At 61.6% G+C, this 24,459-nt stretch carries 24 protein-coding genes and 2 pseudogenes; 10 read left to right on the top strand and 16 right to left on the bottom strand.

The window, feature by feature from the left end; all coding sequences use genetic code 11:
- Positions 1 to 223: 223 nt before the first annotated feature.
- Together KZX46_RS00905 and KZX46_RS00910 are read left to right on the top strand one after the other, a co-directional pair.
- Positions 224 to 805, top strand: a complete 582-nt coding sequence (locus KZX46_RS00905) for a PEPxxWA-CTERM sorting domain-containing protein (RefSeq protein ID WP_219774099.1) — start codon at positions 224 to 226, stop codon at positions 803 to 805.
- Positions 806 to 941: 136 nt separating this feature from the next.
- A complete protein-coding gene (locus KZX46_RS00910) occupies positions 942 to 1,973 on the top strand; it encodes a PAS domain-containing protein (protein ID WP_219774100.1) in 1,032 nt (343 codons plus the stop codon).
- A 259-nt stretch (positions 1,974 to 2,232) separates the two neighbouring features.
- On the opposite strand, the gene KZX46_RS00915 is transcribed toward KZX46_RS00910, so the two are convergent.
- From KZX46_RS00915 to KZX46_RS00925, 3 genes are read right to left on the bottom strand one after another with little or no spacing between them, the layout of a single operon-like run.
- Positions 2,233 to 3,588 (bottom strand): hypothetical protein, encoded by a 1,356-nt coding sequence (locus tag KZX46_RS00915; RefSeq protein ID WP_219774101.1) that lies wholly within the window; start codon positions 3,586 to 3,588, stop codon positions 2,233 to 2,235.
- Positions 3,585 to 4,175, bottom strand: coding sequence for a recombinase family protein (locus tag KZX46_RS00920; protein ID WP_219774102.1), 591 nt, complete (start codon positions 4,173 to 4,175; stop codon positions 3,585 to 3,587). Before KZX46_RS00920 ends, KZX46_RS00915 begins: the two co-directional genes overlap by 4 nt.
- Positions 4,175 to 4,717 (bottom strand): MOSC domain-containing protein, encoded by a 543-nt coding sequence (locus KZX46_RS00925; RefSeq protein ID WP_219774207.1) that lies wholly within the window; start codon positions 4,715 to 4,717, stop codon positions 4,175 to 4,177. The genes KZX46_RS00920 and KZX46_RS00925 overlap by 1 nt, the downstream gene beginning before the upstream one ends.
- 150 nt (positions 4,718 to 4,867) lie before the next feature.
- Between KZX46_RS00925 and KZX46_RS00930 the strand changes: the two genes are divergently transcribed.
- Positions 4,868 to 7,801 (top strand): Tn3 family transposase, encoded by a 2,934-nt coding sequence (locus KZX46_RS00930; protein WP_219774103.1) that lies wholly within the window; start codon positions 4,868 to 4,870, stop codon positions 7,799 to 7,801.
- A gap of 51 nt (positions 7,802 to 7,852) precedes the next feature.
- Positions 7,853 to 8,662: pseudogene (locus KZX46_RS00935) on the top strand (tyrosine-type recombinase/integrase); the annotation flags it as partial.
- A gap of 196 nt (positions 8,663 to 8,858) precedes the next feature.
- Here the strand turns inward: KZX46_RS00935 and KZX46_RS00940 are convergent.
- Positions 8,859 to 9,326 (bottom strand): MucR family transcriptional regulator, encoded by a 468-nt coding sequence (locus KZX46_RS00940; RefSeq protein WP_219774105.1) that lies wholly within the window; start codon positions 9,324 to 9,326, stop codon positions 8,859 to 8,861.
- A 626-nt stretch (positions 9,327 to 9,952) separates the two neighbouring features.
- Here KZX46_RS00940 and KZX46_RS22610 point away from each other — a divergent pair.
- From KZX46_RS22610 to KZX46_RS00960, 5 genes and pseudogenes are all read left to right on the top strand, one after another.
- Positions 9,953 to 10,170 (top strand): annotated as a pseudogene (locus tag KZX46_RS22610) (hypothetical protein); the annotation flags it as partial.
- 52 nt (positions 10,171 to 10,222) lie between these two features.
- Positions 10,223 to 10,597, top strand: coding sequence for a hypothetical protein (locus KZX46_RS00945; protein WP_219774106.1), 375 nt, complete (start codon positions 10,223 to 10,225; stop codon positions 10,595 to 10,597).
- Between the two features lie 35 nt (positions 10,598 to 10,632).
- Positions 10,633 to 10,806: a hypothetical protein gene (locus KZX46_RS00950; protein ID WP_219774107.1), complete on the top strand. Its 174-nt coding sequence runs from the start codon at positions 10,633 to 10,635 to the stop codon at positions 10,804 to 10,806.
- Between the two features lie 140 nt (positions 10,807 to 10,946).
- The gene (locus tag KZX46_RS00955) at positions 10,947 to 11,414 is read left to right on the top strand and encodes a hypothetical protein (protein WP_219774108.1); all 468 of its coding nucleotides are present in this window, start codon (positions 10,947 to 10,949) and stop codon (positions 11,412 to 11,414) included.
- 72 nt (positions 11,415 to 11,486) lie between these two features.
- Positions 11,487 to 11,972, top strand: a complete 486-nt coding sequence (locus KZX46_RS00960; protein WP_370647444.1) for a CinA family protein — start codon at positions 11,487 to 11,489, stop codon at positions 11,970 to 11,972.
- A 174-nt stretch (positions 11,973 to 12,146) separates the two neighbouring features.
- On the opposite strand, the gene KZX46_RS00965 is transcribed toward KZX46_RS00960, so the two are convergent.
- The 7 genes from KZX46_RS00965 to KZX46_RS01000 all read right to left on the bottom strand — a co-directional run bounded on the left by KZX46_RS00965 (position 12,147) and on the right by KZX46_RS01000 (position 18,126).
- The gene (locus KZX46_RS00965; protein ID WP_226895876.1) at positions 12,147 to 12,740 is read right to left on the bottom strand and encodes a PEPxxWA-CTERM sorting domain-containing protein; all 594 of its coding nucleotides are present in this window, start codon (positions 12,738 to 12,740) and stop codon (positions 12,147 to 12,149) included.
- A gap of 323 nt (positions 12,741 to 13,063) precedes the next feature.
- Positions 13,064 to 13,555: a MucR family transcriptional regulator gene (locus KZX46_RS00970; RefSeq protein ID WP_219774110.1), complete on the bottom strand. Its 492-nt coding sequence runs from the start codon at positions 13,553 to 13,555 to the stop codon at positions 13,064 to 13,066.
- A gap of 569 nt (positions 13,556 to 14,124) precedes the next feature.
- Positions 14,125 to 14,658 carry a hypothetical protein gene (locus tag KZX46_RS00975; protein ID WP_226895877.1) on the bottom strand — a complete coding sequence of 178 codons (534 nt, stop codon included), beginning with the start codon at positions 14,656 to 14,658 and terminating at the stop codon, positions 14,125 to 14,127.
- Positions 14,659 to 14,846: 188 nt separating this feature from the next.
- Entirely contained in the window at positions 14,847 to 15,572 is a 726-nt protein-coding gene (locus KZX46_RS00980; protein ID WP_219774111.1) for a PEPxxWA-CTERM sorting domain-containing protein, read from the bottom strand.
- Between the two features lie 250 nt (positions 15,573 to 15,822).
- Positions 15,823 to 16,158 (bottom strand): hypothetical protein, encoded by a 336-nt coding sequence (locus tag KZX46_RS00985; RefSeq protein WP_219774112.1) that lies wholly within the window; start codon positions 16,156 to 16,158, stop codon positions 15,823 to 15,825.
- A 503-nt stretch (positions 16,159 to 16,661) separates the two neighbouring features.
- Positions 16,662 to 17,531, bottom strand: coding sequence for a helix-turn-helix domain-containing protein (locus KZX46_RS22615; RefSeq protein ID WP_226895878.1), 870 nt, complete (start codon positions 17,529 to 17,531; stop codon positions 16,662 to 16,664).
- A 4-nt stretch (positions 17,532 to 17,535) separates the two neighbouring features.
- On the bottom strand, positions 17,536 to 18,126 hold the full coding sequence (locus KZX46_RS01000) for a ComF family protein (protein ID WP_219774113.1): 591 nt from the start codon (positions 18,124 to 18,126) through the stop codon (positions 17,536 to 17,538).
- 216 nt (positions 18,127 to 18,342) lie between these two features.
- Between KZX46_RS01000 and KZX46_RS01005 the strand changes: the two genes are divergently transcribed.
- Positions 18,343 to 19,935: a DEAD/DEAH box helicase gene (locus KZX46_RS01005; protein WP_219774114.1), complete on the top strand. Its 1,593-nt coding sequence runs from the start codon at positions 18,343 to 18,345 to the stop codon at positions 19,933 to 19,935.
- Positions 19,936 to 20,272: 337 nt separating this feature from the next.
- Here the strand turns inward: KZX46_RS01005 and KZX46_RS01010 are convergent, their stop codons facing one another.
- The 5 genes from KZX46_RS01010 to KZX46_RS01030 form a co-directional block, all read right to left on the bottom strand.
- The gene (locus tag KZX46_RS01010) at positions 20,273 to 21,217 is read right to left on the bottom strand and encodes an SDR family NAD(P)-dependent oxidoreductase (protein WP_216711106.1); all 945 of its coding nucleotides are present in this window, start codon (positions 21,215 to 21,217) and stop codon (positions 20,273 to 20,275) included.
- Between the two features lie 54 nt (positions 21,218 to 21,271).
- On the bottom strand, positions 21,272 to 21,871 hold the full coding sequence (gene wrbA / locus KZX46_RS01015) for an NAD(P)H:quinone oxidoreductase (RefSeq protein ID WP_219774115.1): 600 nt from the start codon (positions 21,869 to 21,871) through the stop codon (positions 21,272 to 21,274).
- A gap of 157 nt (positions 21,872 to 22,028) precedes the next feature.
- Entirely contained in the window at positions 22,029 to 22,823 is a 795-nt protein-coding gene (locus KZX46_RS01020; protein ID WP_370647445.1) for an alpha/beta fold hydrolase, read from the bottom strand.
- A gap of 209 nt (positions 22,824 to 23,032) precedes the next feature.
- Entirely contained in the window at positions 23,033 to 23,404 is a 372-nt protein-coding gene (locus KZX46_RS01025) for a hypothetical protein (RefSeq protein ID WP_216711104.1), read from the bottom strand.
- Between the two features lie 22 nt (positions 23,405 to 23,426).
- Positions 23,427 to 24,458, bottom strand: coding sequence for an SLAC1 anion channel family protein (locus KZX46_RS01030; protein ID WP_216711103.1), 1,032 nt, complete (start codon positions 24,456 to 24,458; stop codon positions 23,427 to 23,429).
- Position 24,459 lies beyond the last annotated feature (1 nt).

A 24,459-nucleotide genomic window follows, 5' to 3' on the forward strand; every position in this document is an offset into this window, starting at 1 on the left:
CAGTTTCACGGTCCGCTTAAGGACTGGGAAACGGCGGCGCTTGGGTCTTTGCCGCGAAATATCAGAGTGCGCGACCATCAGAGCAGAAGCGGGTGAAAAAGACTGTTAGCTCTCGCGTTAAGCAATCTGGACAGCAGGGCTTCCACTTTTGCCCGGCTAGCTCAGACCGCTGGTATGAAAACCCAAGGTATTTGAAGCTCTTGTTGTTATTAGGGGATATCTTATGAGTACCTCACCGGTTCCACTGCTCGTCGGCGTTATAGTATTTTTAACCGCAACTGTGGCAACGGCTGCACCAATCAGCTACAATGTCAATCAGATCATCGGTCTTGGCAGCGTTGTCGGGACGATCGAGACGAACGGTTCGTTCGGCACACTGACGCAGTCAGACATCGTGGGGTTCGACCTCGTCGTCAGCGGTCCGGGTGCGTCGGTCGAGTTGACGCAAGCCGATAGCGTTGTTCGTACGACGGGCAGCGACTTCGGTGCCAGCGCCAGCAACCTGTTCTTCGACTATAGCGGCGCTTCTGGCTACTTGTTGTTCCAGCAAAGCAGCTTTGGAACCGGCATGAAATATTATTGCAACGCGAGCGTATTCGACACCTGCTTCGAGGGGGCGAGTGCGGTTCCGGAGGCCTTCAATAACGCATCGGCGCAGGTCGAGCCGCGCACCGGCAACCAAGTGATTGCCAGTGCAGCAGGCATGGTCCCCGAGCCCGCAAGCTGGACGCTTATGATCGGAGGCTTCGGCATGGTCGGCGGGTGCATGCGTCGCCGGTCGACCGCGATCGGCGTCGCCCCCTAAACTGGCAATCGGACAGGTTGCCATAGGGCCGTGGCTGCTATTGGCCGGCGCCACTGTAGTGATCGCATGCCGAGGTCAATGGATCATTATACGCGCGCAATCGTACAAGGTGTCCAATCTCAGAGTGGACTCGGCCGTGTCTGACAGTGGAAGATACCCAGGACACCTTACCGGCGACCGTTCGGCGGCCTCGACACCGCAGGCGCTCGCCGATCGTCGCGAACTTACGTTCATCGCGGTCGAGCGCACACGGATGCCGATGGTTATTGTTGACCCTCGGCAGACCGATAGCCCGATTGTGATGGCAAATGCTGCGTTTCTTGCGACCACGGGTTATCCGATCGATGAGGTGATTGGGCATAATTGCCGCTTCCTCCAGGGGCGCGATACGGATCCAAAAGCGGTCGATGAAATTCGCCGTGCCATTGCGGATCAGTGCACTTTAAGCATCGAGCTGCTGAACTACCGAAAGGACGGATCAAGTTTTTGGAACGAGCTATTTCTCAGCCCCGTTCACGATGATGATGGTCAGCTAATCTACTTCTTTGCCTCACAGCTGGACGTCAGCGAGCGACATCATATGCAAGAACTGCAGGCTAATAAACGCCTCATGCTCCGTGAGATTGAACATCGGGCCAAGAATGCGTTAGCGTTGGTGCAAGGCATCGTCCGCTTAAGCCAAGCCGATACCGTCGAAGAGTTTTCTAATCGGGTTCAGGGCAGGGTAGACGCTTTGTCTAAGGCGCATACCGTTTTGGCGGAAGCGCGCTGGCGCGACGTTCCGCTCGATCGCCTTATTCGTGCTGAAATCGAGCTATTTAGCGCTGGTCAAGTAATCCTCCACGGGCCAGAGATCGCCATTCCGGCGGCACAAGTGCAGCCGCTCGCCCTCGTACTGCATGAAGTCGTATCGAATGCCGCCCATCATGGCGCTCTCTCGACCGACGTCGGAACTTTGTCCATTCGGTGGCAGTCGGATCAAGGTTGGACGTGCATCGAACTCCGTGAAAGCGGAGGGCCTCCCCCGGCGAATGACCGGACGTTTGGCTTCGGTATGAAGATTATGGATAATATTGTGCGGCGTCAGCTCCGCGGCAGCGTCGCCTTCGATTGGCAGCCGGACGGCCTCACCAGCGTGCTGAAACTCCCTGAAATGATGACACCCTGACGATTCCGGTCCGGCCTCCGGTCGGGCTACGCCCTCCCTTCAGCCCGACCCCGGCAAGCCGTCCTCATCCTGATTGACGCGCGTTCTCACCGTAATTGTCACGCAGCATGCCGCAGACACCGACGGGGATCGGGCGTTTGCAATAGGGCCATCTAACTGCGACAAGATTGTGCGATTGGAATAGCGTCGCCGAAATGATCTGCTAAAACAATCGTATGGGCCCCGGTACATTATTGGGACACAGATATACGGTAGCGCCTCAGATTCGCAGGTTCTCAACGCCCAGTTCCCGCCACAGCCAGGCGAAATCGTATGTAGCCATCGGGTCTGCCGGGTCAGCTTTATCGGCTGAGCGATTTTCGAGGAACTTCAACCAGGTGACGAGCCGCCTCCGTCCCGCGGCGGTCCGTGCGGCGGCACGCGGGGTCAAGTCACCAAGCATGCTGACGGGTTCGTCGAGCGTAGCGCGGTAGCTTTTGTCGAGCATGGCATGGACCAGCGCGGTCGTTTCGGCGAGCGGGAACGATGGTAGCCGCGGCGCATCCGGATCATGGTTCGCGCGCATTTGGTCGACGGTCTCGATCTCTGTCAGTGGCACGCCGACAAGGTCGTCGAGCGCGGCCTGGATAAGCGCCGTGCCCCGATCGGCGCGCGACGCCGAGTTGACCGAGAGGATCAACGAGCGGCCTTTCAGCTCGATGTTGCCGAGCACGGTGCGGCCATCGTCCATCGTCACAGACCAAGCGACAGCGTTCTCGGGCTTGCCCTTGAGCGGTCGCTTCGGCGGCAACTCGCCGAGCCAGTTCCAGAATCGAGTGTTTTCTTTCTGGAGTTCGGACGCTGCTTCAAGACGAGCGGCGATATCTTTCTGCGTGATCGACGAGGCGAATGGAAAGCTGACGCGGTGGAACATCACAAGTTCGCCGTCACTGTTGTGAAGGGTTGGCTGCATTTCGCCCATCGCTTTGGGCAAAACGTCGAGCAGCCAGGCGCTTGTGAACAGCGGCGCGAGCCCACGCAGAGTTTCATCGTCGATCGCCAGCTTGGCCTTGGGGCGCTTGCCGGCAGCCTGGGTGAGGGTCGCCAAAAGCGAATCCGACACATCAACCGTGAAAGGCAGGACTGTCCCCGATAACAGGTGCTTGCTACCGTGTGGAACGATCCTGGCAGCGATCCGGTCCCATTGCCTTAGTGACTGAGTGGCGCTGCGCTCGCTGACAAGTACAGGTTCGCCGCCGCGGACTAGGTCGCGCGCGAGCAGCGCCTGGCCGGGCACGACATTGCTGACCTCGTAAAGGCTCATCACTGACGTCTTCAGTGTCCGGATGTAAATCTTGGTCGGTCCCTTCTCTGCCCAACCCCGCCGCTTGAGATAGTCGTCAGCGAGATTGCGATCGCCGGGCGGCAGGGTTCGGGTCAGCAGGTCTTCGAAGGCACAACCGAACAGCGTCATGGACCAATGCTCGCCGAGGATGTCTCCGATGTCCTCGATTTCGACTTCGAACTCCTCCATGGCCACGCCGAAGTGCTCGCTGAGCACCTCGGTCAAATCAGGGTTCCACTCGTCGCGGGCGGCGTATTTCATGATTCCGCTGAGATCATGACCACCCTTCACGCTTTTGCCTCCTGCTCCTGCCGCCGTGCGGCGATGATACGCGACACCGTTGGTTGCGAGACACCGTATAGTCGGGCCATCTCGGCTGCGGACTTTCGCCCAGACATCACGCTGTCGGCGATCTCGGCGCGTTGTTTTTCAGCGAGGATGCGTCGGCGCCCACCAATGCGGCCCTCGGCGCGCGCCTGCGCCAGCCCGGCGCTGGTCCGCTCGCGGATCATCGCGCGTTCGAACTCGGCGAAGCTGCCGACCATCTGCATCATCATGCGGCCAGCGGGTGTCGTCGTGTCGATCGCCTCGGTCAGCGAGCGGAAACCGGCACCGGCAAGCTCGATGCGCTCGATAAGATGCAGCAGGTCCTTGAGCGAACGCGTCAACCGGTCGAGCTTCCACACGACGACGATGTCGCCGGCACGCAGCTGGCTCAGCATTTCGTGCAAGACTGGACGATCCCAGCGACCCCCAGATGCCGCCTCCTCGAAGATACGCCGGCAGCCGGCAGCGGCCAGCGACCGTGCCTGGGCGACGTTCGATTGCTCGTCACCCTTCGACACCCGGGCGTAGCCAATCAGATATGGTTCGGTCATCACACAGGCTCAAGTCGAAGATGCGGTCCGACAGGCTGCTCAACATAAACGTGATCGCCAGTGGTCACGGTGCCACCGGTACAAACAATCGCCATGACACCGGCCTTGCGAACAAGCCGGCCCTCCTCGTCACGATCGAGCATCGCGCTCATCAATCCTGTCGCGAACGCGTCGAGCTGTGCGCACGGATTTCGTAGGCCAGTCACCTCGATGACCGCATCTGGACCAAGCCGAAGGCGCGTGCCTCGCGACATCCGCAGTAGATCGATGCCTTGCGTCGTGATATTCTCACCGATGTCGCCGGGGCGGATCTTGAACCCCAACACCGCTAATTCGTCGAACAGTTCTCGATGAACCAGATGGACTTGGCGCAGATTAGCTTGCGTCGGATCGGCGCGAACTCGCGAGCGATGTTTCACGGTGACGCCGGCATGAGCGTCACCATCCACTCCAATACCGGCAACTAATGTGATCGACCCAGACACGGACTTCGAGAAGCGATGATCGGCTGACCGGGCTACGGCCTCAATCCTACCTTCGATCACCCCGAGCCCCTTTCACAAACGAACGTCTACGCAAGGCCGCAGCCCTAGCAGTCCTCTCGAACTGCCGACCCTTTCATAATCCTCTTTCATAGCGATACCGTAAGGCAAGAGGTTTTTGGAGGGTAAGCGATGCCGGCGCGTGTTTCGATGACCGAACGGCAGCGCACAGCGCTGCTGGCATTGCCCGACACCGAAGTCGATGTCGTTCGCTATCATTCATTGAGTGCCGATGACCTCGCCGCCATCGCCGAGGCCCGGACCCCACAAACCCGTCTAGGCTATGCGCTGCAGCTTTGCTGCCTACGTTACCCCGGTCGCTACCTTCGCCGCGGCGAGCTGCTGCCAGCGGTAATGCTCGATCATATCTCCGAACAGATCGACGTCGATGCCGATGCCATCGCATCGTTCGCGCGGCGCGCGCCGACGCGCTATGAGCAGCTGGCCACGATCAAGCGTCGGCATGATTATCGTGAGCTGACCCGCCCGGTTCGCGCGGCGCTCGCCGCGGATTTGCTGAACGACGCAATCGGCCTGATCGACGGCCGCGTCCTTATCGATCGGCTTGTCTTAAAACTGCGGGCCGAGCGTATCGTTATTCCTGGCGTCACCGTGATCGAACGCATGGCGGCCGAGGCGATGCACGCCGCCAGTCTCATCGTGATCAACGATATCGCCGGCCGCCTTTCGAGCGAACAGCGCAGCGGTCTCGACGCCCTGCTGTCGGAAAAGGAGAACGCCCGCAAAAGCCGACTGTCGTGGCTGCGCGAGCCGTCGGCACGGGTCGGCAGCCGTTCGCTCGCCGAGATCCTCGACAAGCTCGACCTCGTGCGCACAAGCAATGTCGGCACGCTCGACCTGCCGAACAGATACCATCCTCGCCTAGCGCTAATGGCCCGAGAGGGCGTGCGTTATACGGCCCAAGCTTTCCAGCAAATGGGCTCGTCGCGCCGATATGCGGCGCTGGTAGCTACCCTCCATGAACTCGAGGCGGTGCTGACCGACGCCGCGATCATGATGTTCCGCTCGCTCGTCGCCCGCGCCAATCTCAACGCGCGCAAGCGGCTCGAGGCGACAATCGCCGCCTCGGCCGATGGCGGGCGTGCGCGGCTGCTTCGCATCGCTGACGTGCTGGAGACGATGACGAAGGCAGCAAGGACAGGCACCGATATTATCACTGCCGTGACCGCAGTGGCGGCCCTCGACATTATCGACGCCGATGCCGCGCTCATCCGACGGACGATAAAGCCGGGGCGCGTCGACGTAGTCGGCGAACTGGGTGCGGAATACCGGGTGTTCAAGCAAGCCGGCGCACGGTTCGTGGCGAACTTCGTCTTCGAAGGCCGCGCCACGACCTTTACTCTTCGAACCGCTGTCGCTGTGCTAGCCGACCTGGGTGGAGATTGGCGCAAAGCGATGCCGTCGACGGCACCGCTTGGGCACATTGAACGGCGATGGCATCGCTACGTCGTCGATGGCGGCGGCGTCGACCGGGCATACTGGGAACTCGCGACCTATTTCGCGCTGGCGGATGCTCTCACCGCTGGCGACGTCTGGGTACCGACCTCCCGGCTGCATCGCTCGCTCGATGTTCTGCTCGCCGCGCCGGCAGTATTGCCGACACCGGCACGGTTGCCACCGGTGCTGTCCGTGAGTGCCGGCGAGTGGATTGCCGGTGCTGAGGCCGAGCTAGACGCAGCGCTGCTCGAACTCGCAGGCGAACTGTCGAACACTGATCCAGCGCTGTTCGCCGGCGACCGGCTGCGATTCCCGAAAGAGAGCCGCGACGTCGACGATGATCGCGCTAAACAACTGGCGGTCCGCTCGTATGGTCTGATGCCGACGATGCGGATCACCGACGTCCTCGCTAGTGTCAACCGCTGGACCGGATTCGTCAGCCATTTCGGGCATGTCTCTTCGGGGTTGCCGCCGGCAGAGGAGCGTCCATTCCTGGCCGCGATGATCGCCGAGGCAACGAACCTCGGGCTGTCGCGCATGGCGGAGGTCTGTGACGCCGGCTCAAGACGCGCGCTCCTCCGGATGCAGACGTGGCACATGCGCGAGGAGACGTTCCGCGCCGGGCTCGGCTGTCTGACCGACGCCATTCATGCCGAGCCGCTGGCCGCATGGTTTGGCAGTGGTGTTCGCGCGTCGGCCGATGGACAGGCCTTCTACCTCGGCGGCCCCGGCGAAGCGGGCGGTCTGGTCAATGCCCATTATGGCCGCGACCCGATCGTCAAGATCTATACCACGATCACCGATCGCTATGCGCCGCTGCATCAGACCATCATTGCTGGCACTGCCGGCGAAGCGATGCATACTCTCGACGGCCTTTGCGGGCACGCGAGCAGCGTCGATGTCGGCGCGCTGCATGTCGACGGCGGTGGCGTCTCCGACATCGTGTTCGCGGTCATGCACCTGCTCGGCGTCGAGTTCGAGCCGCGCATTCCGCGCCTGTCCGACCGCCGCCTCTATGCGTTCGAGCCACGCGCGCGGTACGGACGCCTCGCCCCGCTGTTCGGCCAGCGGCTCGATCGCAAACTGATCTACGATCACTGGGACGAGATTGCCCCTATCATCGCCGCGATGCGCAACCGGATCGTGACCCCGTCGCTGATCCTCAAGAAGCTGTCGGCATACCGCCAGCAAAATGGCCTGGCTGCGGCGCTGCGTGAGATCGGGCGGGTCCGCCGGACATTGTTCACGCTGCGCTGGTTCGCCGATCCGGCGTTGCGGCGGCTCGTTACCGCCGAACTCAACAAAGGCGAGGCCCGCAATAGCCTCGCGCGCGCGGTCGCTTTCCATCGGCTTGGCCGGTTCTACGACCGGGGCCACGAGAATCAGCAGACTCGAGCTGCAGCACTCAACCTCGTGACGGCGGCGATCATACTGTTCAACTGCCGCTATCTCGACCGCGCTCTCGGCGAGCTGCGATCGCGCGGCCAGACAATCGACGAGACGCTGATCCCGCAGCTCTCGCCGCTGGGATGGGACCACATCAATCTCACCGGCGATTACGTCTGGTCCGATGCCACGATGCTGGACCGCGACGGGTTCATGCCGCTTCGGTCACAAGTAGCGTGACCTCGGACGTCGCTACCGTATATCTGTGTCCCAGTAATGCACAGGGGCGACCTCGTCCATATTGGCTGGGCGTACCGCATGGCGGGGCGCGAGGACCCGACAGCGGCGCCGCTGGTTCGCTTCGAGCACAAGGCAGCGCGCAAGATCCTGGGTGTCCGTCAGCGCCAGGCGCGCGCGATCCGGTTCAAGGGCGACGTCACCGACCTCGACGGGCCGCCGGCGGGGGTGTGCCTCGCGACGCTGCTCAAGGCGTGCCGCAAGGACATGCTCGGCGCGCGCGATCAGGCGTTGCTACTGCTGGCCTACGACACCGGCTGCCGACGCTCGGAACTGGTGGCGATCGAGGTCGACCACATCGATGGGCCCGATGGCGAGGGGGCGGGGACGCTGTTGATCCCGCGGAGCAAGACAGATCGGGAGGGGGAGGGGGCGCTCGCCTATCTGTCGCCGGCGGCGATGAAGGCGATCAAACGCTGGCGCGAGCTGGGGCGTATCGATCGCGGCGCGCTGTTCCGGCGAGTCGAGACCTACTTCGACGGCGGGGTGCGAACCATAGGGGAGGGGGCGCTCCACCCCGGCACGATCGCGATCATCTACAAGCGGCTGGTCCGCGCGGCGTTCGACAAGAAGTTGCTTGGGAGCATAAGCGAGGCCGAGCTCGAGCGCTGGGTCAAGGCGGTCTCGAGCCACTCGATCAGGGTCGGGGTCGCACAGGACAATTTCGCGGCAGGGGAGGGGCTGCCCGCAATCATGCAAGCGTACCGCTGGCGCGATGCCAAGACAGTGATGCGCTACGGCGCGAAACTCGCCGCCAAGAGTGGGGCGAGCGCGCGGCTGGCGAAGCGGTTCTCGGCCGAGTAGTCGCTCTTCTGGACCAACGCGCCGTCAAACTGTCCGACACACCCGCAATGTCATTTTAAAGCGGGGGGCGACATGGCCGCGATGTTCAGTTTTAGACATGTCGAACGGATTTGCTCGCGGCCAAATCGAGTACCCGACCCCACCCATCAGGCGATGTCCGACTAGAACGACGCGATCCTCTTGTCAGAGGACGTTTCTAGGTGCGGGGGGAGCGGGTTTTCTTTGCGCCGCCGGCCCGTGCGGCAGATGCGCGCTGCGCGATTGAGTTCATTCGCCCGAGCCCGATCTTCAAAGCCAAGTTGCGACGCTTTTCGGCATATGCGGGGGCGACCATCGGGTAATTTGCAGGCAGGTTCCACTTGGCGCGGTACGCGTCCGGCGTCATACCGTAGGCATTCATCAGATGTCGTTTAAGCATCTTCAGCTTTCTGCCGTCCTCAAGACAGACAAGATGGTCGGGCTTGATCGACGCGCGGATCGAAACAGCCGGTGTCTGCTGAACGGGTAGCGGTTCGACTTGGGCGCCGAGGCGAGCGAGCGCCGCATAGACGTTCGCGATCATCCCTGGAAGGTCGGAAAGCGCGACATAATTATTGGCGACATGCGCGCTGACGATGCCGGCGGTCAAGGGGAGCAGTTTATTCTTTGAATCAAGATTAATCATGCAAAACTCCTTATTTGAGGCCGACTGCTTGTTAGATGGTGCCAGAACACTATCCTTAGATCATCGCGCGTAAAATATCTAATTTTATGGTCTGCGACTTCTATCAATCATGGAGATTGGTAAGGGGAAATATACTTCCTGATTAATTTACAGCGATTTGGGAGGCGATCGGTCGGTTCTGGCGGAATTCTGGGGAGAACGCCACGCGGGTTTAGAACGCCGAAGAGCATAGCTACCGTTTGTTCGGCCTCGCTGGTCAACAGCTATGCACCCCACCTTTGACCATTTTCCACTTTAATTGGCTGTACGCGCCATCGAGTCAGGCGGCCCGATAAGTCTTTCCTGATTGGCGGTGAAACTCGTCGCATCGGCTTTGCCAGCGAGCGTCACAATGCCCGCTGAGGGGATCGCTGCGGCCGGCGTGACCTTTGAGTTCGGTTCCGCGGTGCGAGGTCGCTACCTATGCTGAAAGTTTGATGGCACAGCGCGCGACGAGCTCGCCCTGATGACGCGCCCGCCAGATCGATCGCGCTGGGCTGACGTTCACCGCGGTCGCCGGCTATCATTGTCGCGCGGCCCGGTTCGGGGTCAGCATGTCGAGTGCGATCCGGTGCATGCGCGGGCGCAGCGTGCGGACACATTTGATCCGGGTCGGAGAGGCGCAGGACAATTTTGCGGCCGGGGAGGGGCTGCCGACAATAATGCATGCGTACAGCTGGCGCGATGCCAAAACGGTGATGCGCTACGAGGCGAAGCTCGCGACGAAAGCGGTGCGAGCGCGCGACTGGCGAAGCGATTTGCGGCCGACAAAGCAGCGCCACCGCGCGACACAATCCTCTTGTGACATCGCCCGGCACTTTTATATATGGCCTATATAGATATCAACCGAGGCAGGCATGGCATCTTCGGCAGCAACGACGAGCCCGACGCGGACGTCGGGTTTCCTGATAAACGTCGATCGCGACGAAAAAAGCCGGTGGAAGCAAGCTGCCGATGCGGCCGGTCTCACCATGGCGGAGTATGTCCGCCGCGCCGTGCGTCAGGCCGACGAGGCGCCTACCGCCGATGAGATTGCAGCGGTCCGCCAGTTGGTGGTCCAGGTGAACGCCGCGGCCGACCGCATCGGAGCACGGCTCGACCGAACGATCGCTCGAGTCGACGATCTTATAGATCCCGCGCGCGAACAGGCCCGCCGCGACGAGATCACGGCTCGTCTCGAGGCAGCTGGCACCTACCTCGATCTCGATGCGCTCGCAGATACGGTTCTATGACCTGGATGGGTGATCTCCTCGACGCAGTCGGCAAAGTGATCAAGCTCGAGGATCGCGTTACCCGGCTCGACGCGTCGGTCGAGAGTTTGACCGGCAAGGTATCGGACACGCGCGATCGGGTAATCCGGCTCGAAGGTTTGATCGAAGGCGCATTGCGCACCCGCACGACCTCTGCAGAGCGGCAACGACTGCCCAAACCGGGCCGCTGATCGATCATTGCCTCCTCCAGTCAGCGAACTGTCCAAGCGCGCGGCAGTGTCGTTCGTTCAGTTGACGGTACGGTCTTGTGAAGTCTAGCGGTGTTTTGGACACCGGCCTGCAGACCGTAGACTGATTGATGGAGATGAGAATGCCTTTGAAGGATTATCTCGACGTTATCGACAATGCCCTCAAGCATGTGTTCGACCGCAAGGCAGTTGATCCGACGAAGGCCCGCCGACCACTGCTCCGCGGGATCGATCGCACACTGGCGCAACTCAAGACTGGCTCGACCGGAACGCCGACCGGCTGGTACCGCGTCAGGAATGGCGTCGTCGCACTGACGGTCAAGGTCGCCGGCGACACGCTCGAGATCAACGGCGAGGCGACCAACCACCTGCCGGCCGAGCACTTCGAGGCATTCCTCGGGAGCATGCGTGCGGCCGTCGAGGCAGGCGAGTTTGACAAGGAGCTGACCAGCAAGGGCCACGGCGACGCCGAGGTACAAATCCCCAAGCGCACACCGGGATCGATCTCGCCCGAAGCCGCGAAGCTGCGCGGGGTCAAGGCAGCGGCCACCCGCAAGGCGAACCGCGAGAAGAAGAAGCCCGTTACATAACGAAAGCCAGCGGCCGCCGGGCCGCGGGTTTGCACAGAACCAGCGCCATCGATAAGCGTATCCATTATGCCCATCGATAAACTGTTCGAGCAGGCGCGTGCGATCGCGGCAATGCTGATCGCGAAGAATCAGACGATCGCCATCGCGGAATCGTCGAGCGGTGGACTAATCTCAGCGGCGCTGCTCGCGGTCCCGGGAGCGTCGGCCTATTATCTCGGCGGCGGCGTGATTTACACGCCGCGAGCACGGCATCGCCTGCTCGACCTCACGCGCGAAGATATGTGCGGCCTGCAGTCAGCAACCGAACCTTATGCTGTATTGCTGGCCGAAACCGTCCGCCAGCAGTTCAGTGCGAGCTGGGGCATCGCGGAGACCGGTGCGGCCGGACCGACCGGAAACCCCTACGGCAATGCCGCCGGCCATTGTTGCTTCGCCGTCGCTGGTGTCACCACCGTGTCGCAGACCCTCGAAACCAGGCGCAGCGACCGACTCAAGAACATGGTCGCCTTCGCCGGTGCGGCGCTCACATTGCTGGAGCAAAGGATGGCGTCGAGCTGATAACGCGAGGATCTTTATACGGCGTGTCAACGTCGCTCGATGAACTCGAGGCTACCATCGCAGACCCCGGTGAGCCGAAGACGGTGACCCGAAGTCACAGACCGTAGAGCGAATTGCCGCCCGCCAGCGGCATGCCTGCGGTCTTTAATCGGTCACCGCCCGCATTTGCAATTCTCAGGCCACGACGACGACCGAGCTGACACGGCGACGCATCGCTGCACCAACAACGCCGAAACCGACGAGCATCAGCGCCCACGCCGCTGGCTCGGGAACGGGTGTACCAACGTTGGTGAACACGAACTGCTCGTCGCCGTAATTGAAGTCGCTTCTGCCCTTCGGGAGATCCTCAAAAGCAACATAAGTGCCAGCCGGGCTGCCGTAGTCACCTCCGGCGTACGGGGCTGAGTAGACATGGTTGGCCCCGTCGCTGTTTCGCGACTTCTGCGAATAAAATGTAGCACCCGTGGTCTGTATGTTGATCAGGAACGTCAGCGCGTCGCCAGCGGTCACATCACCGAAGCTCAGCGCAATACCGAGTGGCGTGGTGTGGTTCTGCAAACCGGAGATGCCTGTATCGACGCCATTGACGAGCAAACCAAGGGTCTCGTTGTACGATGCTCCCGAGCCGGCAAAATACGCTGACAGGTTGTCGCTCGAGGCGGCGGTAAACGTGTAGAGGATCGGGTTCTCGACCCCTGGGGTCGGGTAGACCGGAATAACCGCTTGAGCGGCGGTGGCGACGAAGGCGAGCGCGGCACCGGCAACCACTTGGCAATCAACGACATGACCAACTCCTCGAGCTGCGGACCAGTTCTAGTTCACATTTCGAGGAGCAAAAAACATGCCAGTCAGTGACACCCTTCGACGACCGTCTGCAATCGTCACACCGTGGTTAATAAGTGTAAAATAATCCGACACTTTCAGAGATTATTTATTTAGCGATCGAGTTACGGACTCGATTGATAATGGTGCCCATGGCCGGCCGCCGCCGATGCGTCCGAAACTTTTGGGTTCCGGACGTATCGAATGCAGGAGCCCAATTCGTTGGCCCGCGCGTCAAAGCCGAGCGCGTCAGGCGGTGTTCGGACCTCCTAAGCCGGCTGTGCGTCGAACGACGGCGCAAGCTTGGCGCGGGGGGATCGGGGCTTCTTTGCCGGAACGGCCTCGACCGTTGGAGCGGGCGGGGCCTTGCGACCGAGCCCGATCTTTATCGCCAGGCTGCGACGCTGCTCGGCATACGCCGGCGCGACCATCGGATAGTCTGCGGGCAGGTTCCACTTGGCGCGATAGTCGTCCGGCGTCATCCCATAGCTGGTCAGAAGGTGTCGCTTGAGCATCTTCAGCTTTTTGCCGTCCTCGAGACAGACAATGTAGTCGGGCTTGATGGAAGAACGGATCGAAACCACCGGTTCCTGCCGGATCTTCTCCGGCTCGACCTGTGCTCCAAGGCGAGCCAGCGCTGCATAGACGTTGCCGATCAGCCCCGGGACGTCAGAAAGCGCAACTGAGTTATTGGCGACGTGAGAGCTGACTATGTCGGCCGTCAGGGTCAAAAGTTCATTATTAGACGCAAGATCGTTCACACCAAGTTCCTTGTTTGAGGCCGGCCGCACGTTTCAGCTTACCGGTAATTCGTACTTAGTCTGCCAGTTGCCACATTACCAGATGCTTGACCAAGATCTTCGATCTTACTTGAAAATTATGTCGAGGCAGTTTTGCCCGAGTGCGCTGGCTACTATCGCTGTAGCGAAAGGTCCCGTGGACCAAGGGTGACTGGAGGCTTCGGGTTGGGTCGGTATTCTCACGCCTTGTGAATTGCTCGGAGTGGATTCGTTTGCGTTGACCGACTCGACCGGTTGTCTGTTTGTCCAGCCATGCGGCAAAATCCAGCGTCAGGCGAAGCTATTCGCAGTCGTGGATCAGCGATGGCGCGTATTGCCCTAGGTCAATATGCGTCGACGACTTGACCGTCGGGATGGCCTTACGCCGAGTTAGCGCCAGGCGCGCTGCAATCGATGAAAGCCCCCTTCGCCTCACGGCAGCGCGAAGAAGGAAAAGCGACGATCGGCGGGCACTTAATGGACCTGCCGCTGCGTTAAGACGACCGAGGCGGCGGGAACGGATTGCCCCGCCGCCTCTGAGGATCTGAGAATTACGAGCAGGCTTTACCGTGATCGGCGTGGTCACCGGCGGCCTTTGCAGCGGTCTCGCTCATGTAGGAGCCGGCCTTAGTCTTACCGTAATAGCGGGTCCCCGGGCAGTGGTAGACCTTGGAGCTGGTATTGACCCAGACCTGTCCAGTGCCGCCCCCGGCCGCAGTGGTCATCGTTGTCGTCGTCGATCGCGTCATCGGGGCTGCAGGCGCTGCTGCATTCGCAACTGGGGCGGGAGTTGCAGCGGTCGCCCCCTTGCATGCTGTCTTGTTCGCGTTCCCCGCCTTCGTGCAATCATAATGTCGTACCGTGGTGGCGGCGGTCGTCGTGGTTGCAGGTGCCATCGGCGCAGGTGTGGCCGCCGGCGCTGCAATCGCTGGGGCTGGCACCGAAGCAGTCGCAGCCGGATCTTTGCACACGGCTTTATTGGCGTTGCCGGCCTTCGTGCAGTCGTAGTTGCGCGCCGAGGCCGACGCCCCATGCAGAGCTGCGACTGCAATCAAAGTCGAAGCCAGATATTTCAGATATGGCATCACCTCACTCCCCATGTTGCCGCGCTGTCGAATACGGCAATCGAAGCGTATGGCCCGGACACGCGCAACGTCAATAAGCCGCTAGCATCGAGCGGCACAGCAGCGATCTTGACATTATCCTGCCGTGGAAGGGCATGAAAAAAGGGGCGAGGACTTTTCTTCGCCCCTCTCGAGCGCGGACATTAGCGTCAGGCGGCGACACCGCGCGCGCGACGGCGGGCGGAAAAGCCCACTAAACCGAAGCCGGCAATCATCAGCAACCAAGCCGAAGGCTCGGGTGCTCCGGCTACGACTGAAACGCCGTCAAGCGCGGCGATCGGCGGGAGCCCGTTCGGGGTTCCGATCGAGAGAAACGAAAGCACTTGGCTCGCGCCTCCGGCAGTGAAGGAAAACTTTTCATTGAACCAGCCGCGGAAGCCCTCACTCGGGACCGCAACGACCTCCGTCGCCTGGGTTGCCGAGCCGAAGCCGACAAGCAGTTGCTCGGTGGTCGCACCGGTTCGGTTGCGGAGCTGCGACGCCGCCCACGAGAACGTCACGTCGTATTTCTTGCCGGCGGTCAGTCCGTTGAGGGTCTGGCTTATCTGACCGCGATAGTCGCTGTCGCCGTCAAGAGCGACGAAGTTGCCGCCATTCGGGCTCAGCGTGCTGAAGTTTGGACGAAAATAGCCTTGCGGATCGCCGAACTGGTTGACGGCATTGGTCGTCGTCTGAGTCCCTCCCACGAAATAGAACTGTAGCTGATTGCCGCCAGCGCCCGTCCATCCGGTAACGCCCTGCCCACCGAAACCAGCACCAAACTGAGTGTTGGACGTGTAGCTCGAAGACTCAAATCCGCCATTGGTGACAAGGTTGACCGCCGCGGCGGGCGCTACCGCAGAAGCGGCTATCAAGAGCGCAACAAGATATTTCATAGTTATCCTCCCATCATTCCCATCTTTTGAGTTAATTAGTAAGCAAGGATTATGCCGGACTATTAACCTTTTGGAAACATTTACGTTGGCAACGGGCATCCTCTTTAAAGTGTAAAATTATCCGACACTTTTGGCTCAGGAGTGCCATTCAATGTGCATCGGCTGCTGCGTCTGCAGCGGCACCGTCCGCCGCGCCCGCGCTAAACCATGTCGCCATACAGGCAAGCGATCCGCCCACAGCACTGGACTTCTACACGCGGGTGCTGGGCCAGTGCGAAATGCCCGCGTCGTTTTTCACCACCGCGCCCGCGGGCTGTTGCTGGGCAGCGGCAGGACGCTGCACATCGTGGCGAACGGCATGCCAGGCGCGCCGCTCAATTACCTGGATCATGTCGCTCTGGCCTGCGCCGATTTCGACGCGATGATCGCGCAGCTGGACGCGCGTAGGCGGCGCGGGCCAACATGGACGGCCACCGAGCCCCGCAGGCCCGCCAGACCATGTCAGCCAGATCTTCGACCACGATCCCGACGGCCAAGTAATTGAGCTTAATAACGCGAGGATCGCACACGTACTGGTTGCGATCACCTTCGGCTGCTCTGCGCCCATTTCCGGCCGATCGAGACCGCCGTCGCCCTGCCGAAAAGCGGTCGTTCATTCAGGTGGCTCAGCCGACTTGATGGGGGGAAGCGGTCGGGGTGCTTTAGGGCCCCGATCGCCAGATGCAGACGCTCGTCCAGGTGCCGGGAAAGGGCGCGTGATCGCTTGCTCGGGTCGGAAAGAAGCCCGACCGCTTCGGGTAGTGCTTGGCCCAATCGGACCTTCGTTCATCTGGCTGGGCAGGGTGACTGAATGTCGATTGCTAATGAAAACCGGCGGCGCTTGCGCAAAAGGCGGAAAAGACGATCGGCCTCGTCACCATTGTGGGCGGCGTGCTGATGCAGTTTAGGCTCAACAAAAGACACGCGCGGCTTTGACCGTCACCGGCGATAAAGGGCTCTCGGCCGAGGATGCCGTTGGCCACATTCTCCTGCTTCGTGGCCCGGACTGAGTACGAGATGCATGCCGGGAGTTCGGGTAGCGTGGCCGCGTCAGCCAGCAGCAACGCCGGCGTCGCGAACGTGCATCTCTACGCGCAAGCCCGCCGTAGCGGCCATATTGACCAAGGCGTCGAGGCCGAATAGGTCGGCCTTGCCACGGGTGAGGTCCGAGATCCGCGGCTGGGTCACGCCAAAGACTTTGGCCGCTTGAGACTGGCTTAGATGCGCGCGGGAAATATGCTCCTTGAGCGCCGTCATAAGCGCCGCGCGTAAGTTTGCACTCTCGTTCAGCGCCGGGCTCGCCTCGGCTGGTGCTGACAGCTCCATATCCTTCACCGGGCCTGCTGAAGATTCGCTATTCGCACCGATTTTCAGCGAGAATTGCTCGTGGGCGATCCTGGCGATCTTCGCGGCAAGGCCGATCTTCTCTTCTGCCTTTGCGCGAGCATGATCCGACATGAAAGCGACAAGGCGCTCCAGGCCGTCCTTGTCCGAAATGGTGACAAAATCCTTGTTCTTGTTCACGAAGACTACCGACTTCTTCTTTTCTCTAAGAAGCTCGATGACATTGCTGAGCGTGCCGGTGCTTTTGCAATCCCAGACCATGAGGCCATAGTCGCTGTCGCGCGCCATCTCCAGGTCTTTGGCGGTGAAATAGGCGCGTGTACCCGCTTTAGCCTTCGAGACAACTCTGTGGACCGGCCATTCTGCGACATTGTTCCGGGGCGAGTCGCCGGTGCAATAAACGGTCACCTTTCCCGCCCGGTGCCGCTGTAGGCATTCCTGAATTGAGGTATCGGCGCCATCGGCGTCTCCGACCACGACGTTGAAGTCTGAGGACACGATCTTGTTGATCCTGTCCGCAACTTTCTCATCCAGGCGGCTGATGGATATTGATCCGGCGATGAAGACAGTGGTCATGGCATTACTTCCAAGTGATCGAACCGGCGTAAATGTGATTGATTTTCTTGTACGTGCGCAGCGTTTTGCAGACGGCGTCCATCGTGGCACCCGTGTCGAAAAGATCGTCAAGGAGAAGCGCGTTCCAACACCCTTCGTTAGTGATTGACGGGTTGAGGCTGAATCGTCCCCCCAATGCGGCGTCCTTCGCCTCGCGGCCATGCAGGTTCTTGAGCTGCGGGCTGCCTTCGGGCGCGGGCGCCTTGACGATGATGTCGTCGAACACCGGCGTGTTCGTCAGTTTGCCGAGTTCGTTGGCGATCTCATTGACCGGCTGGCGCGCCCGTACCGTGGAGGCGGGCATTGGGATAATCAGGCCGATCTTGCCGAACACCGGCAGCAAGGTTTGCTGCACTTGGGCCGCGAGCGGCTGAACCTGTTTCCAATCGGCTCGATATTTAAGCTGGTATAGCGCCTCGCCAGGCTCCGAGCGCGTCGTGTCAAATCGAGGGTGGCCGTTTTCGTCGTCGCCCAAATAGACGCTCGACAGCGTATGCTTGTGGAGTGCGTAACCGAGATCCCAACTGCCTTCGAGTTTTCTAATCTGAACCTGCATGACGAAGAGTGTTCCTGAAGGCCTTCAAAGCGCCGTCCACGAGGCCATCCCAGATATATACAAAATCTTGTATAAGGCGCAAGCGTCTCATCGCGGCGTCATTAACGGCATCTGAGGCGATCACATCGCCCTAGTCCCAGCCAGAAGCTTGACCGAATGCATAATGTTGCATAGGGTTGCTTAATTTCACACAATGATGCCCCCGATTTCCTAACTTTGGCCGAGGCCGCCGAGTATGTTGGGGTCTCGAAGGATACGCTTCGACGGTGGGATGCCTCCGACAAGCTCAAGCCGGTGCGCCGGCCGGGAAGCGGCTATCGCTTCTATCGCCGGCCCGACCTTGAGCCCTTCCGCCTCGAGTATCGGCGCGCCGAACAGGCCGTCGACGAGCCCGACCATATGTTTCAGACGCTGACTTCGGACATTGAGGCGAACCCCAAGATCCGCGAGCCGCAGCAGGGCGCCCACCGGGCAGTGCGGACCCACTTCGAAGCCTCGAACGAGCCGGTGATCCTGCAGATTCCTGTCGGCTGCGGAAAGACCGGCGTCATTGCGACATTGCCCTTCGGCGTCGCCAAAGGGCGCGCGCTCGTTATCACACCGAATTTGATGATCCGGTCGGGCGTCGCGGAATCGCTCGACATCAGCAATCCAAAGAATTTCTGGCGGCGGACGGGCGCGCTCCACGACTTTTCCGCAGGGCCGTTTCGTGCCGTCCTGGATGGCGTCGACGCCAATCTCCACGACTGCAACGCGAGCCAGTTCGTCGTGACCAACATCCACCAATTGGCCAGCTCGGCCGATCGCTGGCTCCCGCAGTTTCCGCCGAACTATTTCGACATGATCATGATTGACGAGGGCCACCACAACGTGGCCCCTAGCTGGGCGAAGGTCTTTGATCGTTTCCCGAACGCCAAAGTCGTCAGCCTGACGGCGACGCCGTTCCGGGGTGACGGAACCCGTCCCGTCGGCAAGGTGATCTATCGCTACCCGTTCACCCGGGCGATGGTGAAGGGGTACATCAAGCAAATCCACTCCCGGAATGTCGCGCCGTCAGAGCTTTCCTTCACCTACCGCGACGACACGAAACGGCACACCCTGGAAGAGGTGATGGCGTTGCGGGAACATGCCTGGTTCCGGCGGGGTGTCGCGTTGGCGCCCGAGTGTAACCGCCACATCGTCGATGCCAGCATCAAATATCTGCGGGAGCTGCGAGAGCGCAGTGGTTTCCGCCACCAGATCATCGCCGTCGCGTGTTCTGTCGACCATGCCCGCCAAGTGCGCGGTCTGTATGAGGAACGGGGCCTGAAGGCGGCCGAAATCTACGGTGAAATGGGTCGAGACAAGCAGGACGCCGTTCTTTCCGATCTGCGCAGCGGCAAGCTCGATTGCATCGTGCAGGTGCAGATGCTCGGCGAAGGCTTCGATCATCCGCCCCTGGGCGTCGCGGCCATCTTCCGGCCGTTCGCAAGCTTGTCGCCTTACATCCAGTTCGTCGGGCGCGTGATGCGCGTCGTTCATGAGGCGAAGCCAGACCATCCGGACAACCACGCCTTTCTGGTTGGGCGAACAAACGACCCGTCCGGCCACGGTTGGCGCTGCCGGGAGGTTCCCGAGCGGTTTGGCCATATGTCCCGATTGCCTGGACCGTCGAGGGTCGCGAGATGCTCGTTCTCGAGGTGCTGGTTGGCGGAGCCGCGAACGGCGTACTTGATGCCTTCCACGAAATATCTCCGGCCAAATGGGGCGAGCTGTATGAAGGACATGTCGAGTTTATGGAGGACTACATCGCCATGGCTGGTAGCGTGAAGGCGATCTCAGGAATTAGCTGACGCTCGAAACGCTTACATCGTACAGATCGGAAGGCAGGGTGTCCAGCGACAACAGGTCTGCGGCGTCAGCACCGATGGGACAGATTGAGGCTTTTCGTTAGCGGAGGATTCTGATCTCGTCGCCATGACTGTGAATAGGCGTCGAACCTGGGCCCCACCAATTCTCCGTAAGCAATTGTAGTTGGGCACTTTCTCCTCGTAGAGGGGGTCCCGATCGGCGCCGATCTTGACCCTTCAGTTATAGCGTTTTCCGACATGACCTCAAAGGGTTACGCATTGGAATAAGGGGGGTCATGCTTCGACGCCTATTTACACTAGCCGCGTGAGCTTCTGCTTCCTAGTTCGTCGATAAGCCGCTTTGACACGTCCCAGAGCCTGTCAGCATTGCTCGGGTCGAGCGCGTAGGCAGCATAACCACCGGTGAAGTCCGTCGGACGTCTGGTAACCTGCTCGGCTTCGTTGCAATCCTCGAAGTAGCGGCCGCTAATTCCTTCGAGCAATGGCGATGCCGCCAGCAAGACGGTTGTTGCCGCTCCCTGTTCGGGCGTTTTGCGAAGCGCGAGGGGCGTCCTCAGTCCGCCGGTGTGCTTCTGGAGACCGGTCGCGATTGCGCCGGGATTGAGCGCGTTCGACACGATACCGTCGCTCGCCCACTGACGAGTGATGCCGACAGCCAGCAGCGCCGCAGCCGACTTCGATTGTCCGTAGGCTCCGATCGGCGTGTAGGGCACGAAATCAAAGTCGAGGTCGTCGAAAAGAACCGGTGAGAACAGGTGTCCGCTTGAACTCACGGAGACGACGCGAGCGCCGTTTGCTGCTGCTAGCGAGCGGCGCAGTCCGAGTGCAAGTGCGAAATGCCCGAGATAGTTCGTGCCGAACTGAAGCTCGAAACCCTGCGGCGTACGCTCTAGTTCCGGCACGGCCATGATCCCGGCATTATTGATCATGACGTGGAGCGCGCCGCTCCACTCGTCGACGAACGTAGCCACCGAGCAAAGGTCCGCAACATCGAGCTGCCTGATCTCTATAGCCGGGTTGCCGGTCGACCGGCGCAGATCGTCGACAGCCACACGCGCCATTTCTGGGCGGCGGACCGCGAGCGTGATTTCCGCCCCGGCACTGGCCAAGACGCGGGCGGTCACAAGTCCTATACCGGCCGCGCCGCCGGTGATAACGATCCGCTTTCCGGACGGATCGACTCCGCGCGCCAGCTCCGCGGCGGTTGAGTCAAAGCCGAACGGGGTTTGCAGACGCAGCATGACTTGCTCCTGACGCAACATTGTAGTGGCGGATAGACTTGGCGCCCTGGCCGCTCACACTGCGAGCTTGATGGCATACCGCGCGACGAGTTCGCCTTGGTGCCGCGCGCCGGCGAGATCGATCGCGCTCGGCTGGCGTTCGCCACGGCCGCCGGCGATCGTCGTTGCACCATACGGCGAGCCGCCGACGACCTCGTCGAGCGTCAGCTGGCCCTGATGGCTGTAGGGCAGGCCGACGATGACCATGCCGAAGTGCAGCAAGTTGGTCAGGATCGAGAACAGCGTGGTCTCATTGCCACCGTGCTGCGAGGCGCTGGAGGTGAACGCTGCACCGACCTTGCCGTGCAGTGCGCCACTCAGCCAGAGGCCGCCGGCCTGATCGAGAAACGCCGCCATCTGCGCCGGCATCCGCCCGAAGCGGGTTGGCGCGCCGACGATGATTGCGTCGTATCCGGGCAGATCCTCGATCGTCGCGACCGGAGCCCATTGATCGAGCTTGAAGTGCGCTTCCGCTGCTACGTCGGACGGGATGGTCTCGGGCACGCGCTTAATATGAACGTGTGCACCGGCGTCGCGCGCGCCGCCCGCGACGGCCTCCGCCATGGCCTCGATGTGGCCATAGCTCGAGTAATACAGGACGAGTACCTTGATCATGAGAGATGCTCCTTGTCAGATTGTGAGACCAATTCAGTCGATGCGTCCCCGGCACTGAGTTTGCCGGACCGGTCTTTCACGACCGTGCCTTCGAGGTGACCGACCGCGCGAGCGTCATTCACCGCCAGCTGATGCGTTGATTCTCGCCTCGTCGACACTACTCTGCGGCGGCGCGCTCGATCAGCTTCGCCACCTCGCGCGGGTGCGAGAGCATGACCACATGCGACGCGCCCTCGACCCTGATGCTGGCTTTGGCGCCCGCCCGCTGCGCCATGAAAGCATGAAGAGCGGACGGGATGTTGCGGTCGAGTGAGCCGTAAATGAACCAGGAAGGGATCGTCCGCCACGCCGGTCGGCTTGCCGCCTCTGCGAGGGCAGCGGCGGTGACCGGGCGCTGCGTCGCCGCCATTTGAATCGCCGCCGCCTTCGGTACGTCGGCGGCGAACTGTGCCCGGTACTTGGCCTGGTCGATGTAGAGGTCCTGATCGCCATTGGCCTGCGCGACCGGGTTGGCCATCGCCTGGCTCAAGGTTCCAGTGGGGAACCGCGCGCCGAGACTGGCAGCACTCTCGCCGACGTCGGGAGCGAGCCCCGAGACGAACACCAGACCCGTGACGTTGGCGGTGCCGGCGGCCGCCTCCGAGATGACTTCGCCGCCGTAGGAATGGCCGACGAGGACTACCGGGCCCGCGATCGACTTGGCGATCCGCGCGACGTAGTCTGCGTCACCTGCGAGGCTGCGCAGCGGGTTCGCTACGGCGATGACCCGGTAGCCGTCGGCTTCGAGGTCGGTGATCACCGGGTTCCAGCTCGACGACCCGGCGAATGCGCCGTGAACGAGGACGATGGTCGGCCTGGCCGCCGCGTCCTTGGCGATCGCTGGGGCTGTCGCGTACATCACGCCGCAGAGCAGGGCGGCGGCAATCGAGCCTGTCGTCTTCAAGGTAAAAATCCTGTTTGAGCAGCTATCTAGGGTGATTGACGCAGGGCTTCGGCAAATCCTCACGGGCGCGAGCCGAATATTGCGGTGGGCGGTGCGTAGCCCTGTCCGGCTAGGTTCCTACCGAACGCCGCCTTCCACTAATTGACGAATGTATGGCGCGCCGCAGAGTTGTCGGTTGATCGGCAGTTACCTCGATGGTGCCTCGCTAGCCCCCTCGGCTAGCATGCTCGCGGGGACGGTGATGTCGGCGGTCGCGACGGGTCGCTTGCGGACTTCCTGTTGAGGTCGGGTGCCGCTACCTGAGCCAGGTCCGTCAAGGGCGGTGTCGCCATGGCGGGCTCGACGCCGGCGCTGGCAACCTCATCGTCCAGTCCGCTGCCGGAACTGTAGAAGCCGGTCGCCATCAGGCCGCCGCCAAGGACGATCGATACGAACACGCCGAAGGTCACGGCGAAGGCCATGGTAGCGGTGATCGGACCGTAGCTCGCGAGATAGGCGAGCGCCGCCGGGACGCTGACGACGCCGGCGACGACGAGGTACGCTATCTGACGTCTGAACCGCTTGGCTGCGGATAGTGCGGGGGTCGGCATGGCGCGATCCTCTCGTGTTCGATTAAGTGCTGAGGTTTCGGAGCTCGCCTCGCGCGAGGCCGATCAATGTCCGGAGCGCGAGGCCGGCGATAACAATCGACGCCAGCGCCAGCACTCCGGCCGCGATGAGGTCCGTCGCCAGACCCGGATTGGTGCCGTCAAACCGGATTGCCGCAGTCGCCGAGGCGGCAAGCGGGAAGCTGACCGCCCACCATGAAACCTTGAAGGGGCAGCTTCCGACAAGATTCCGCAGGCGCCCCAACAGGACGGCGAGCATGAACAGGGTCAGCGCAAACAGTGCCTCGGCGAACAGGTCGATGCTCCCGGTCGTCGCGTAATAAGCCGAGAAGCCGACCGCAAACGGGGCGACGAGGATGAGCAGCATCGGATGAAGCGCGCCGGGCAGGGGGGCTTCGAACAACAGTCGGGACAGGATGAGGGTGAACAGCGGTACGGCGAAGAACAGGCCAATCGCGACGCAGGCGACCATCAGCCCGTGCAGCGGCGGCAGTCCCAGCCCCGGCAACGCTAGCGGCACGTCGAGCACGCCGACGACCGGCACGATCCACGCGGGTGTGGCGTGGGCGACCTGCTGGCGTTCGCTCATCCAACGGTCGATCATCAGCCAGGCAAAACCGAGCATAGCGACCGCGCCCGCCGCCCACATGATCTGCGCAACCAGCAACGCGCGCGGCGCGATCACGATCGGGAGAAGCAGCAGGCTGATGATCGCTGTGCCGAACAGGTTGCCCGCGATCGGATGTTCGAACTCGGCGCGCACGGCGTCGGGAGCGGTGACCAGCTTGACCAGGTACGCGAGGCTCAGCACGACGAACGCCGCGACCGCCACGGCGCCGATCGCGTCGGGCACCCAGTGCGGCACGAGGTAGCGCTCGGCGACGAGCTGCCATGCCACGCTCAGTCCCGACAGACCCATGACGGCGCCGAACAGGGAGACCGGAAGATACTCGAGGTAGCGGGACGTTCCACCGCCGGTCGCGCGATTGCAAGTGGTCGGCACCGCTGCAGTGATCCGCTCGGCCACGTCGATCATG

This window comes from Polymorphobacter sp. PAMC 29334 (assembly GCF_019431245.1).
GTDB lineage: Bacteria > Pseudomonadota > Alphaproteobacteria > Sphingomonadales > Sphingomonadaceae > Polymorphobacter_B > Polymorphobacter_B megasporae.

What these genes read in the sequence shown, in the direction of transcription:
- KZX46_RS00905 (WP_219774099.1), top strand. Translation starts at nt 224, where the DNA reads ATGAGTACCTCACCGGTTCCACTGCTCGTCGGCGTTATAGTATTTTTA.
- KZX46_RS00920 (WP_219774102.1), bottom strand. Translation starts at nt 4,175, where the DNA reads ATGACCGAACCATATCTGATTGGCTACGCCCGGGTGTCGAAGGGTGAC.
- KZX46_RS00930 (WP_219774103.1), top strand. Translation starts at nt 4,868, where the DNA reads ATGACCGAACGGCAGCGCACAGCGCTGCTGGCATTGCCCGACACCGAA.
- KZX46_RS00940 (WP_219774105.1), bottom strand. Translation starts at nt 9,326, where the DNA reads ATGATTAATCTTGATTCAAAGAATAAACTGCTCCCCTTGACCGCCGGC.
- KZX46_RS00945 (WP_219774106.1), top strand. Translation starts at nt 10,223, where the DNA reads ATGGCATCTTCGGCAGCAACGACGAGCCCGACGCGGACGTCGGGTTTC.
- KZX46_RS00955 (WP_219774108.1), top strand. Translation starts at nt 10,947, where the DNA reads ATGCCTTTGAAGGATTATCTCGACGTTATCGACAATGCCCTCAAGCAT.
- KZX46_RS00975 (WP_226895877.1), bottom strand. Translation starts at nt 14,658, where the DNA reads ATGCCATATCTGAAATATCTGGCTTCGACTTTGATTGCAGTCGCAGCT.
- KZX46_RS00980 (WP_219774111.1), bottom strand. Translation starts at nt 15,572, where the DNA reads ATGAAATATCTTGTTGCGCTCTTGATAGCCGCTTCTGCGGTAGCGCCC.
- KZX46_RS22615 (WP_226895878.1), bottom strand. Translation starts at nt 17,531, where the DNA reads ATGACCACTGTCTTCATCGCCGGATCAATATCCATCAGCCGCCTGGAT.
- KZX46_RS01000 (WP_219774113.1), bottom strand. Translation starts at nt 18,126, where the DNA reads ATGCAGGTTCAGATTAGAAAACTCGAAGGCAGTTGGGATCTCGGTTAC.
- KZX46_RS01010 (WP_216711106.1), bottom strand. Translation starts at nt 21,217, where the DNA reads ATGCTGCGTCTGCAAACCCCGTTCGGCTTTGACTCAACCGCCGCGGAG.
- wrbA (WP_219774115.1), bottom strand. Translation starts at nt 21,871, where the DNA reads ATGATCAAGGTACTCGTCCTGTATTACTCGAGCTATGGCCACATCGAG.
- KZX46_RS01025 (WP_216711104.1), bottom strand. Translation starts at nt 23,404, where the DNA reads ATGCCGACCCCCGCACTATCCGCAGCCAAGCGGTTCAGACGTCAGATA.
- KZX46_RS01030 (WP_216711103.1), bottom strand. Translation starts at nt 24,458, where the DNA reads ATGATCGACGTGGCCGAGCGGATCACTGCAGCGGTGCCGACCACTTGC.